This window comes from Montanilutibacter psychrotolerans (assembly GCF_003719825.1).
Classification (GTDB): Bacteria; Pseudomonadota; Gammaproteobacteria; order Xanthomonadales; family Xanthomonadaceae; genus Montanilutibacter; species Montanilutibacter psychrotolerans.
This window is the reverse complement of sequence record NZ_RIBS01000004.1, coordinates 368,561-380,306: the sequence shown is the minus strand read 5'-3', so window position 1 is coordinate 380,306 and position 11,746 is coordinate 368,561. Positions and strand designations below refer to the sequence as shown.

Annotated in this window: 13 protein-coding genes; 4 read left to right on the top strand and 9 right to left on the bottom strand. The window is 70.6% G+C overall.

Annotated features, from left to right (window positions below):
• The first annotated feature begins 5 nt into the window (after positions 1–5).
• A complete protein-coding gene (locus EER27_RS10820) occupies positions 6–1,268 on the top strand; it encodes a cation:proton antiporter (protein WP_123088100.1) in 1,263 nt (420 codons plus the stop codon).
• Between the two features lie 91 nt (positions 1,269–1,359).
• Here EER27_RS10820 and EER27_RS10815 read toward each other — a convergent pair whose 3' ends face one another.
• The 9 genes from EER27_RS10815 to EER27_RS10775 all read right to left on the bottom strand — a co-directional run bounded on the left by EER27_RS10815 (position 1,360) and on the right by EER27_RS10775 (position 8,751).
• Positions 1,360–1,806, bottom strand: a complete 447-nt coding sequence (locus EER27_RS10815; protein ID WP_148040999.1) for a hypothetical protein — start codon at positions 1,804–1,806, stop codon at positions 1,360–1,362.
• 120 nt (positions 1,807–1,926) lie between these two features.
• Positions 1,927–2,664: a 3-oxoacyl-ACP reductase FabG gene (fabG, locus tag EER27_RS10810; protein ID WP_123088098.1), complete on the bottom strand. Its 738-nt coding sequence runs from the start codon at positions 2,662–2,664 to the stop codon at positions 1,927–1,929.
• 85 nt (positions 2,665–2,749) lie between these two features.
• Positions 2,750–3,196 (bottom strand): hotdog family protein, encoded by a 447-nt coding sequence (locus EER27_RS10805; protein ID WP_123088097.1) that lies wholly within the window; start codon positions 3,194–3,196, stop codon positions 2,750–2,752.
• Between the two features lie 50 nt (positions 3,197–3,246).
• Positions 3,247–5,721 (bottom strand): MMPL family transporter, encoded by a 2,475-nt coding sequence (locus EER27_RS10800; protein WP_123088096.1) that lies wholly within the window; start codon positions 5,719–5,721, stop codon positions 3,247–3,249.
• Positions 5,718–6,356, bottom strand: a complete 639-nt coding sequence (locus EER27_RS10795; RefSeq protein WP_123088095.1) for a LolA-related protein — start codon at positions 6,354–6,356, stop codon at positions 5,718–5,720. Before EER27_RS10795 ends, EER27_RS10800 begins: the two co-directional genes overlap by 4 nt.
• Positions 6,316–7,293, bottom strand: coding sequence for a lysophospholipid acyltransferase family protein (locus EER27_RS10790; protein ID WP_123088094.1), 978 nt, complete (start codon positions 7,291–7,293; stop codon positions 6,316–6,318). The genes EER27_RS10795 and EER27_RS10790 overlap by 41 nt, the downstream gene beginning before the upstream one ends.
• Positions 7,290–7,616 carry an ApeI family dehydratase gene (locus EER27_RS17355; RefSeq protein ID WP_123088093.1) on the bottom strand — a complete coding sequence of 109 codons (327 nt, stop codon included), beginning with the start codon at positions 7,614–7,616 and terminating at the stop codon, positions 7,290–7,292. The genes EER27_RS10790 and EER27_RS17355 overlap by 4 nt, the downstream gene beginning before the upstream one ends.
• Before the next feature lie 90 nt (positions 7,617–7,706).
• Positions 7,707–8,390, bottom strand: coding sequence for a COG4648 family protein (locus EER27_RS10780; protein ID WP_190285754.1), 684 nt, complete (start codon positions 8,388–8,390; stop codon positions 7,707–7,709).
• A gap of 91 nt (positions 8,391–8,481) precedes the next feature.
• Entirely contained in the window at positions 8,482–8,751 is a 270-nt protein-coding gene (locus EER27_RS10775; protein WP_123088092.1) for a phosphopantetheine-binding protein, read from the bottom strand.
• Positions 8,752–8,855: 104 nt separating this feature from the next.
• On the opposite strand from EER27_RS10775, the gene EER27_RS10770 reads away from it, so the two are divergent.
• The 3 genes from EER27_RS10770 (at position 8,856) to EER27_RS10760 (ending at position 11,734) form a co-directional block, all read left to right on the top strand.
• Complete coding sequence (locus tag EER27_RS10770; RefSeq protein WP_123088091.1) at positions 8,856–10,244, top strand: NAD(P)/FAD-dependent oxidoreductase; 1,389 nt, start codon at positions 8,856–8,858, stop codon at positions 10,242–10,244.
• Positions 10,245–10,252: 8 nt separating this feature from the next.
• Entirely contained in the window at positions 10,253–11,236 is a 984-nt protein-coding gene (locus tag EER27_RS10765) for a chorismate transformation FkbO/Hyg5 family protein (protein WP_190285753.1), read from the top strand.
• Positions 11,237–11,485: 249 nt separating this feature from the next.
• Positions 11,486–11,734, top strand: a complete 249-nt coding sequence (locus EER27_RS10760; protein WP_123088090.1) for a hypothetical protein — start codon at positions 11,486–11,488, stop codon at positions 11,732–11,734.
• Positions 11,735–11,746 lie beyond the last annotated feature (12 nt).

Below are 11,746 nucleotides of genomic sequence, written 5' to 3'. Positions count from 1 at the left end.
TCGCCATGCCCCATTCGCTGCTCCTGCTGCAACTGGTTGTCATCCTGGTCACCGCGCGCCTGTGCGGGCTGCTGCTACGTCATGTCGGCCAACCGGCAGTGATCGGCGAGATGGCCGCCGGACTGCTGCTCGGACCGGTGGTGTTTGGCGCGCTGGCGCCGCAGTTGCACGCCCAGCTGTTTGCGCACGAGTCGCTGCCGGCGCTGGCCTCGCTGTCGACACTGGGCCTGGTGCTTTTCATGTTCATCGTCGGCGCCGAACTGCGCGCACCCGATGGCGTTCGCGCACAGCTGAAATCGGCCGGCACGGTCGGCCTGCTCAGCATCGTCCTGCCGATGGCGTTGGGCGTGGCGATCTCGCCGATGCTGCATCCCACGCTGGCGCCGGACGGGGTCGCGTTCTGGCCGTTCGCGTTGTTCATGGCCGCGGCGATGTCGATCACCGCGTTCCCGGTGATGGCTCGGATCCTCAAGGACCGCGGCATGACCCGCACGCGGCTGGGCCAGTTGTCGCTGAGCAGCGCGGCGATTGCCGACGTGTTTGCCTGGATCGTGCTCGCAGTGGTGGTGGCACTGGCCGGTGCCGACGCTGGCGCCGTGGGCTTCCTGAAAACCGTGTTGGGCCTGGTGGCGTTGTCAGCGCTGGTGTTCGGCGTGCTGCGACCGTTGTACGGCTCGCTGCTGGCGCGCCATGCCCCCGACGGCCGGCCGTCGCCGATGCTGCTCGCCGCCATCCTCGCCGGCATGCTCGCCTGCGCGGCGCTGACCGAATGGCTGGGCCTGCACGCGGTGTTTGGTGCGTTCCTGTTCGGCGCCTGCCTGCCGCGCGACGACCGACTGCTGCAGTACCTGATCGACCGCATCGAGGTCATCGCGGTGGTGCTGCTGTTGCCGATCTTCTTCGCCCTGGCCGGGTTGAACACGCGCAGCGATGCATTCACCGGTGCCGGCCTGGGCGCGTTGGCGTTGATCCTTGCCGCGGCGGTGCTGGGCAAGGGCATCGGCGGCACGGCCGGCGCACGCCTGGCGGGCTACGGCTGGCGCGACAGCCTGTCGACGGGCGCGCTGATGAACGCGCGCGGCCTGATGGAACTGATCGTGATGAAGGTCGGCCTGGACGTGGGCCTGATCGGCCCGGAGCTGTTCACGATGTTGCTGGTGATGGCGCTGACCACCACGGTGATGACAGGGCCGCTGCTGACCTGGTTTGCCGGCAGGTCACCGGCGGCCTTGCGCGACGACCGCGCGCACGGCGACATCGCCGACTGAGTGCCCCGCACGGGCCACGCCGCCCGGAAGTTCAGCCGCGCCGGGTGTGTGGCAGTCAAACCCCGCCGGCACCAGCGCGGCAGCGGCGAGGCTAGTCGGCCGGTGGCGCCGGCGGCGACGGTGGCAACGGCGCGTTGAAGTGCACGGCGATTGCCTGCGCGATCTTCTGCCTGGGGCTGATGTCCACGCCGATGCCGCCACCGACGTGATGGCGGCCACCGCCAACGCCGATGCCCACGCCACCACCGCCGTATCCCTCGTCGATACCGAGGATGACCACGCCGTTCGCGCCAAGCTTCGCGGCCTCGCGCTGCAGTTTGCGCAGCACCGAGTTCATCTTGTTCTGCTCGCCCCAGGTGAAGCCACCACTGGTGGCCTGCAACTGCGCGATCTCTTCGTAGGCCACCGGCGGCGGGCCGAACACCACCCGCACCTGGGCGGGATCGACCGGCGGGCGCGGCGTGCCGGTCAGTACATGCGAGCTGGCACATGCGGCCAGCAGCAAGGTCAGCATCAGCAATGTCAGGGAACGGACCATCGCGGTCTCCAGTGGCTGCTCCACTGCGGAGCACTCCGTGATCCTAGTCCACCTGGACCACCAATCGGGTGAGGGCATGCGTTGCGCGCCGCAATCGGCCGGCGCGGCGCAATCCGCCGTTCAGCTCATCCCGCCGTCGATGCCGATCACCTGGCCGTTGATGTAGCCCGCCTGGTCCGAGCAGAGAAATCCGACCAGCGCGGCGACTTCTTCGGGCGTGCCGGCGCGGCCGGCGGGAACCAGCTGCTTGATGGTCTCGGCCGGGAACGCGTCCGCGGCCATGCGGCCCTGGATGACCCCCGGGGCGATCACGTTGACGGTGATGTTGCGCGAGGCCATCTCGCGCGCGAGCGACTTGCTGGCGCCGTGCAGCGCGGCCTTGGCCGCGGCGTAGTTGGTCTGGCCGCGATTGCCCAGCACCGCCGCCACCGACGACACACTGACGATGCGCCCCCAGCGCGCGCGCGCCATCGGCAGCAGCAGCGGCTGCGTGACGTGGAAGAACCCGTGCAGCGATACGTCGATGACGCGCTTCCACTGCGACTCGCTCATGCCCGCCATCGGTGCGTCGTCGTGGATGCCGGCGTTGTTGACCACGACCTGGATCGGCCCATCGGCGAGCAGGGCCGCCATCGCCGTGGCCGCGGCCTCGCCGTCGGCGACATCGAACACCACCGCCTGCGCGCTGCCACCCTCGGCCTGGATCGCCTCGACCACCGCCTGCGCGCGCGCGGGGTTGCCGTTGCCGTGGACGATCACGTGCAGGCCATCGGCGGCAAGTCGGGCGCAGATCGCGCCACCGAGATCGCCGCTGCCGCCGGTGACGAGCGCGCGGCGGAGCGTGGGGGCCTGGGGCATCGGTGCACCTTCGATGGAGTGTGGGCCGCCATTGTAGGAGCCGGGCCAATGGTGGTCCGCTCCGGCACGCTGCCGGCGGCCTGCGCTACCCGCGTGGTTGCAGCACCACGGCCGCACGGCCTTCGGCAAGCACGACGCCGGCGTGGTGGATGCGGAAGCTGTACTGCTGACTGGCCTCGCCCTCGGCCAGCAGTTGCGCCTCGCACTCCAGTGCGTCGGCAAGGTCGTCGATGCGGGCCACGTGCAGCGCCACGCCACGCAACGCGACCAGCACGCCGGGCCGCGCCGCGCCGCCTCCCTCGCCGGCACGCAGGCCGCCGTGCACGGCCATTGCCTGGGCGCCGTACTCGCACAGGTGCACCGCGCGAAGGCGGCCGTCGCTGCGCAGCGGGTGCGCGGGGTCGCGGTGGTTGCCCGCGCGCAGGCGGATGGTCTGCGCATCCCAGGCCAACACCTCGTCCCACAGGCACATCGCACCTTGATGGGGTACCAGGGCGACGATACGGTCGCGACCGAGGACGGGTTCGCTCATTTGGGGCATCCGGGCATGCGACGGAAAACGTTTGGTATCACGCGAGTCGCTCAGGTCGACGCCGTGGCGCGGCTCGGCATCGGATCGCCGTCCACCTCGGCCGCGCCGCGCACCAGCAACAGCGCCAGCACGAAGTTGCACGCCACGCCGAGCGCGACCGTCGCGCCGATGGCGCGCAGCACCGGGATGCTGGAGGTCGCCAGCAGCGCGAACACCAGCAACGTGGTCAGGCTGCACACGATGATCGCGTGCAGCGCGCGCAGCTGGCTGTCGCGGTCGTCGCCGGCATGGTCGAAGAACAGCGCGTAGTCCAGCCCGAGCCCGGCGGCAAGGATCAGTGCGACCAGGTGGAACAGGTTGAGTTCGATGCCCAGGCCACGCAGCAGGGCGAGCACCAGCAGCGTGGTCAGCAGCATCGGGGCGATCACCCGCAGCACGCGCCGTCCCGATCGCAATGCGAACCACACCGTCGCCACCAGCAACACCGAGGCCAGCGCCAGCGCCCACAGCACGCGGCTGCGGTACTGCGCCACCAGCGACTCGGACGCCTGCTTGAGGTCGAGCAGTTGCGCGCCATTGGCCGACACGACGCGCGCGACCGCGTCGGGATCGCGCAGCCCGCCCAGCGACACCAGCGCGGTTGCGCGGCCATCGGCGTGCCGCAACAACAAGCCATCGACGCTGGCGGCCAGCGGCGTCGACGCCAGATCCTGCGGGCGCAGCGGCGGCGCGGCACGCGCGGCGGCGACATCATCGACGAACGCGGCGAACGCATCCTCGCGGAACGGGCTGGCGGCCACGGCCGAGGCCAGCATCGGCCGCAGCGTGTCGGCGTCGGGCAATTTACGCTGCCGCGCGAGCTGGGTCGCCGCGCTGGGCAGATAGCGCGCGGCGAGGTCATAGCCGGCAATCGCGCCGGTGGTACGCAACTGCTCCAGTGCCGGACGCAGTCGCTCGCTGTCCTGCAGGGCGGTCTGCGCATCGGCGCGTTCCAGCGCCACCAGGTAGCGCACGTCGGGCGCACCCAGTTCGTCGCGCAACTGCGCGTCACGCGCCAGTGCCGGTGCCGGCACCGGTGTCAGTTTGGCCAGGTCGTTCTGCCAGAACGGCCCCGGAGCGAGCAACGCGATCGCCAGCGCAACCATCGCCACCGCGCCGAACCACACCGGGCCCATGCGCGGCCAGCGTGCAAGCCGCGCCCAGAGACGGGCCAGTCGGGGCGAGTGCGCCGGATCGCGCGCATCGGGGTCGAGCAGCGCGGGCAGCACGAAGCGCGTGGCGAGCGCGGCACTGCCGAGCCCGACGATGGTGAAGACCGCCAGTTGGCGCAGGCCGTCGACACCCGACGCCAGGAAGGTCAGGTAGGCGATGCAGGTCGAGGCGACACCGGTGCCCAGCGTGGGCCACAGCGCGCGCGCGTTCGCCCACGGCGACAGCCCCGCACGCTGGTGGCTGAAGAGGTGGATCGGGTAGTCCTGGGCGACGCCGATCAGGGTGAAGCCGAAGGCGATGGTGATGCCGTGCACGCCATCGAATGCCAGCGCGACCGCCGCCAGTCCGGCCAGCCCGCCCGTGGCCAGCGGCAGGCCGCCCAGCAGCGGTGCCTTCCAGCTGCGGTAGGCCAGCCACAGCAGCAGCGCGAACACGATCGAGTCGATCGTGCCGATCAGGCTGGCCTCGCGCGCGGTGCGGCCACCGATCTCCACCGAGAACGCACCCGGGCCGCTGAGCGTGAGCGTGGCAGCGCTGTCGCCGCGGCTGGCCTCGAACGCCGCGCGGATGGCGTCGACCGCCTGTTGCTGGCCGGTCGGATCGAAGCCCGCAGCGCGCGTCTGCACCGCCAGCAACGCCTCGCGACCGGCGCGATCGAACCACACGCCGTGCACGCGCTGGGGCGCGTTGGCCGGTTGCCAGGCCTCGGCCAGCTTGAGCGTCTCCAGCGTGGGATCGGCCGGCAGCAGCGGTTCGATCAAGCCCGCCGCCGGTGAGCCGAGGTCCTGCACGCGCGCGCCCAGTTCATCGGCCAACCAGGCCGCATCGAATGCCTGCCCGTCGAGCGTCGGCGACAGCAAATAGCGGTAGGGCCGCAGGCGTTCGGGCACGGCGTCGAGCCCGCCGTCCATGCCGTTGGCGACGAACTGGAACCGGTCCTCGACCGCCAGCGTCGCGGCCATCGCCGTCGATTGCGCGGCGAGGGTCTGCGCATCGGCGCCCGACAACGCGATCAGCAGCAGGCGCGAGCCCGGGCCCTCGCCCAGTTCGTCGATCAGCAGCTTCTGCGCCGGCGTCTGCGCGGCCGGCATGAACTTGCGCAGGTCGCCACTGAGTTGAAGGCGCGACCCCAGCCAGAGGCCGGCCGCGACCAGCAATCCCAGCCACGCCAGCGCCAGCGCGATCCGCAGCCCCGGCGCCAGCAGACGCGGCCCGTGTGATCCGGTCGCATCAGGTTGGGGCGCACCGGGCTGGGAATCATCGGGAATGGCGTGGCCGGACGGCGCGTCGCCGGAAGGTGACGAGGCCGTCATTGCGCCGGCTGGCCGGTGCACAGCGCGGCCAGACCGGCCGGCTCGGCGACCGTGGCCGCAGCGCGCGCGGCGCCGGCGAGCAGGGTGCGTTGCGGCGCCGCCATGGGGCCGCCGCGCGCCGGCACGGCTCGGGTCTCGATGCAGCGCAATTCGGCGGCGCGCCCGTACAGCACGATCGCCTGCACGCGCGCGGCCAGCGCGGCGTCGTTGGGTCGCAGCGCCAGCGTCCATTGCGCGCGACTTCCGTTGACGACGATGCGGTAGTCACGCTCCAGGCGCGCACGATCGCCCGACAGCAGGGCGCCGAAACTGGCCTGCAGCCCGGCGAGCTCCGGCGCGCGGGCCAACGAGAACGTGCGCGGCGACTGGCCAGCGCGCGCGATGCGCACCTCACCGGCGCGGATGGTGGTGGTCTCGGCGTACGGCTGACGCACCTCGCGCACCAGCGTGGCCCCGTCGGGACGACGGTACTCGCCCTGCAGGCGCAGCGGCTGCTTGAGCATCGCCGACCCGCGCAGTTCGAGGAATTCGGTCCGGCTGGGCGTGGGCTGCGCCAGTTGCGCGAGGGCCCAGTCGACGCTGGCCGCCTGGACCTCAGGCGGGGCGGCGGCCAGCGGGCTCGCGACCAGCGCCATGAGCGTCGCCAGCAGGGTCACACGCGGGATCGTTCGCATCGTCGGTCTGCCAGAAGTCGTAGAAGTTGAACCAGTTGTACGGCGCTGCCAGGGTGCGTGCCTGCAGCCGCGCGGCATAGTCGTGCACCACCGCCGGCAATGCCTGAGCACGGTTATGCCGACCGATGTCCAGCCCCGCGCTGAACAGCTCGAAGGCCAGCTCGTAGCGGCGGCCACCGCGGTACAGGCCGAACGCCAGCATCACCGGCACCTTCAGTGCCGCGGCAATCAGCCACGGTGCCACCGGGAACGGTGCCGGGCTTCCCAGGAACGGCGCCTGGACGGTCGGCTCGCCGGGTCGCGCGCGGTCGACCAGCAACGCCACCAGCGCGCCCTCGTCGAGCGCCTGCTTGATCGCGAACACGATCGACGGGCCGTCCTGGGCGGCATCGATCACGGTCGCGGCCATCTGCGGATCGAGTGCTTCGAGCAGTTGGGTGACCGCGGCGTTGTGGCCGCGGTCGAACACCACGCGCACCTTGAGGCCCGGCCGCCGGCAGCCGAGCACGCGCATCACCTCGAAACTGCCCAGGTGCGAGCCGAACATCAGCACGCCCTGTCCGCGGTCGAGCTGGGCGTGAACGGCGTCCACGCCGTCGATGGTGATATCGAAACGCTCCAACTGGCCGCTGAGCATGAACACGCGGTCGAGGATGGTGGCGGCGAAGCTGTGCACGTGACGGAAGCCATCGGTCCAGCCCGCCGGTCGGCCCAGGGCCCGCTGGAGGAAGGCCTGCGAGGCACGCCGTTCCGGCCCGCGCACCAGCACGAAGTAAGCCGTGATCGGGTACAGCAGCAGACGCGCCACGGCACGCCCGCCGTAGCGGGCAATGGTGCGGATCAGCCAGATCGCAAAGCGGCCGCCGCCTTCGGGGCGCTGCTTCCAGTCCGTGCTCATGCCCCCGCTCCGCAGCCATCGGCAGGGCGGCCTGCATCGATCACCACCTCGCCACTGGCCAGCAGGTCATCGCCACGCAGCACGCGAAATCGCCAGCGCAGTGGCGTGGTCGCGTCCGATTGCAGTTCAACCCGAGCCGACTCACCGGGCAACAGCGGCAGCAGGAACTTCACCTGCGGCAGCCCCAGCGTCTCGATCGGCCGGCCGGTTGCGGCCTCTACCGCCGCCAGCACGCGGTCGAGCACTACCACGCCAGGCACCAGCGGACGCCCCGGGAAATGGCCGGGCAGGCACGGATGGTCGGCGGGGACGGTGAATTGCATCTGACGTGCCACCACAGACAGGGTGGCAAAGGATAAGCCAGGCGCGCGAGTCGGCGCCGACCGGGGTACGAGCATCGGCCCCATGGCGTCTCAGCTGAACAGCTTGCGCCAGAAGTCCGGACCCAGCGCCCCCATGCGGCGCATGAAATCGACGAAATTCCGGTAGGGGCGGTGCGGGAACAGGCGCCGGCGGATGACGTACTCGGCGACGAAGAAGCCGCCGACGATGCCGTAGTTCAACAGGTTGGCGAACAGCGACCACTGCTGTTGCGCCACGGCGAACAGCGGCGGATGGCCCAACCGGACCAGCACGCCGCCGGGCACGGCGATCACCGCCAGCAGACCGTTGGTCAACGACAGGGTGGCCAGCAGCAACGACCACGCCGCCGTCAGGCGACGCGTGTAGCGGTACAACGGCGAGGGCAGCTGGGAAGGCTCGCAGCCGTCCAGCGCACCGACGATGCGACTGATCAGCGCCTCGCGCGGCGCCCGCAGGCTGCGCCCGAACCACCACGCCAGCAACGCGGTGAACAGCATCGGCGGAGCCAGCAGAAGCAGTTGCAGCCACGGCGTCGAGGCCAGCATCGCCAGTCCGGAGATCAGCGCTGCCAGCAGCACCCACGCCCACGGCCGGCGGGCGGCCAACGGGCCCAGCAGCACGATCAGCATCAGATCGACCAGCGCGAATGCCGCGGCCTCGCCACTGCCACGATGGCTGGCCCAATGCGCCAGCAGCGGGTAGGCGACTGCCAGCAGCACGCGCACGCCGACCAGCCAGGCCGGTGTCACCGGGTCGGCGGGCGGGAGGGGCGACGGGCGCGCCACGTCGGCGCGTTCCACGGCGGGCAGGACCGCAGGACTGCGATCAGGCCGTCCGGTGCTGCTCGATGTGCGTCGACAGCGAGCGCAGCGAGGCGAACACGCGACGGTTTTCCTCGTTGTCCGAGCGCAGCTGGAAGCCGTAATGCTTGCCTACCGCCAGCGCCAGTTCCAGCGCGTCGATCGAGTCCAGACCCAGCCCGGTGCCGAACAGCGCCGCTTCCGGGTCGATTGCGTCCGGGGACACGCCCTCCAGGTTCAGGCTATCCACCAGCAGCTCGGCCAGGGCGCGTTCGGAGGCGGTTTGTTCGGACATCGGACTTCCAGTGCGTGGCATGACAAGGGACGCCACGATCCGGCATCCAGACCACGGGCGCAACCGCGACGGAGCGCACGGTTGGCCGGCTATCATACGGTCCTATGACCGAAAGCGCCGCCGACCCGTCCGCCCCGCCACGCCCCGCCACGCCGTCTGCCCCGATCGACACCGACGTACTGGTGATCGGCGGTGGTCCTGCCGGAACCACCGCGGCCACCCTCCTCGCCCGAAAGGGCTGGCGGGTCCTGCTGCTGGAAAAGGGCGAACACCCGCGCTTCCACATCGGCGAATCGCTGTTGCCGATGAACCTGCCGATCCTCGAGCGGCTGGGTGTGCTCGAGCAGGTCAAGGCGATCGGCACGTTCAAGCCCGGCGCCGAATTCCCGGTGACCGACGACGGCCAAGGCAACGGGCTGGCCTACAACACGTTCCGTTTCGATCGCGCGCTCAACCCGCGGTTTGGCTACGCGTACCAGGTCAAGCGCGAGCAGTTCGACGAGATCCTGTTCCGGCACGCCCAGGCCAACGGCGTGGACGCGCGCGAGCGGGTCAAGGTCGAATCGGTCGAGTTCGGTGCCGATGACCGGCCGTCGCTGGTGCGTGCGCGCGACGCCGACGGCAATGCGTTGCTGGTGCGACCGCGCTACCTGGTCGATGCCAGCGGCCGCGACGCCCTGCTCGGCGGCCAGCTCAAGCTCAAGCGCAAGAATCCCCTGCACCAGTCGGCGGCAATCTTCAGCCACTTCACCGGCGTGCTTCGGCGCGATGGCGAGGACGCCGGCAACATCACCGTGCAGCGCTTCGCACACGGATGGATGTGGCTGATTCCGCTGCAGAACGACGTCATGAGCGTCGGCGCGGTGTGCTTCCCGGAGTACCTCAAGCAGCGCCGTGGCGACAGCGAGGCGTTCCTGATGAAGACGCTGGAGTCCGAGCCGCAGGCCTGGGCGCGCATGCAGGACGCCCAGCGTGTCGCGCCCGTCCACGTCACCGGCAACTACTCCTACACCTGCACGCAGATGACCGGCCCGGGCTGGCTGATGGTGGGCGACGCCTACGCGTTCGTCGACCCGGTGTTCTCCTCGGGTGTCTACCTGGGCATGAACAGCGCCGAGCAGGCCGCCGAGGTGGTCGATGGCAGCCTGCGCGAACCGCGCCGCGAGCCGGTCCTGCAGGCCGCGATGGTCAAGCGGCTGCGACGCGGCCTCAAGCACTTCACCTGGTTCATCTACCGCTTCACGACGCCGGTGATGCAACATCTGTTCAACAATCCGCGCAACGACTGGCAGGTGGAGCAGGCCGTGATCTCGATGCTGGCCGGCGATGTGTTCGACAACGCCGCCGTACTGCGCCGGCTGCGCCTGTTCCGCGCGATCTACCTGTTCACCGCACTGCGCATGGCACCGGCGGCATTGCGCGGCTGGCTGCGTCGACGCCGCCAGGTCGACGTCACCGTCACCGGCGACACCCTGCAGCAGGGCAATCCGTGAGCGCGCTGATGGCCCATGGCCCGCACCCGGTGCGCCTGTCGGTCGACTATGTCGACGGCGATCCGGCCGAACTCCTCGCCAGGCCGGACACGTTGGCGCTGTTCGGTTTCGGCAGCCACGCACCGGTACTGGACGATCCACGCTACCTGCGCGTCGCGCTCGAACCGCACGGTGCCGCGCCGCTGGAACTGTGGCGTGCCGGCGGCCCGGTTCGCCACGGCCGCATCGACGGTCTGGCCTGGGCGGAGGATGGCGAGCTGCTGTTCGGCGCGCTCGAGCTGGACGAAGGCACGTCCGAGATCGACGTGACGGCCGAAACCATCTACCGGCGCCTGCGCGAGCTCAACCTCGAGCACGGCTACCCGCACCTGCTGCGTACCTGGAACTACCTCGACGGCATCACCCACGGCGAAGGCGACATCGAGCGCTATCGCGTGTTCTGCGTCGGCCGTGCGCGCGGCATCGGCGATGCCCATCCGGCGCAACTGCCGGCCGCGACCGCGATCGGCCGCGTCGACAACGAACGCCGTCTGCAGGTTTACTGGCTGGCCGCGCGCGCGCCCGGCAATCCGCTGGAGAACCCGCGCCAGGTCAGCGCCTACCGCTACCCGCGCCAGTACGGTCCGCAGCCGCCCAGCTTCGCCCGGGCGATGCTGCCGCCGACCGGCGCCGAGGTACCGCTGCTGCTGTCGGGTACCGCGGCGGTGGTCGGTCACGAGTCGCGCCACGCCGATTCGGTGGCCGCGCAGCTGGACGAAACCCTGGCCAACTTCGACAGCCTGCTGGCCGTCGCGCGCGCCCGGCAACCCCAGCTGCAACCGCGCTTCGGCGCGACCAGCTGCCTCAAGGTCTACGTGCGCGACCGGGACGAGATCGCCCAGGTCACCGCCCTGCTCGAACAACGCCTCGACCCCGCGGTGCAGCGGCTGGTGCTGCACGCGGCAATCTGCCGCCGCGAACTGCGCGTGGAGATCGACGGGGTGCACGGCTGAGGGACGCGGCGCCCGCAACGGCGCCACCGCGACAAGCACGTCGCACACACCCTGCGGCAGCGACCGCTGCCGCAGGGTCCTGGCCAATCGCCGCCGATCGTGCGATCCGAACCCGCGATGGGTGATCGAGCCGGTCCCCCGGCACGCCACGGCCCGGCGCCAGGCCCGGACCACCCACCCACTTCCGACAGAGGACCGATCACCGATCACCGGCTATCCTCGGCGCATCACTCACGCAGGGGGAAGCCGATGGGACTGATCAGCCTGATCTGGGGCATCGTGGCAATGGTGTGGATGGTGGTTGCGCTGGTCCCCTTGCTGGGATGGGGCAACTGGTTCCTGATTCCCTTCGCCGCGATCGGCGCGATCATCGCCGCGCTCGCCATGGCACTGACCCGCAGCGAGCGCAACGGCCGGGCCAAGACCGGCCTGTTGCTCAACGGCATCGTCATCGTGGTCGCGGTCGCGCGGCTGATGCTGGGCGGCGGTATCGTCTAACCCCGGGAGTGC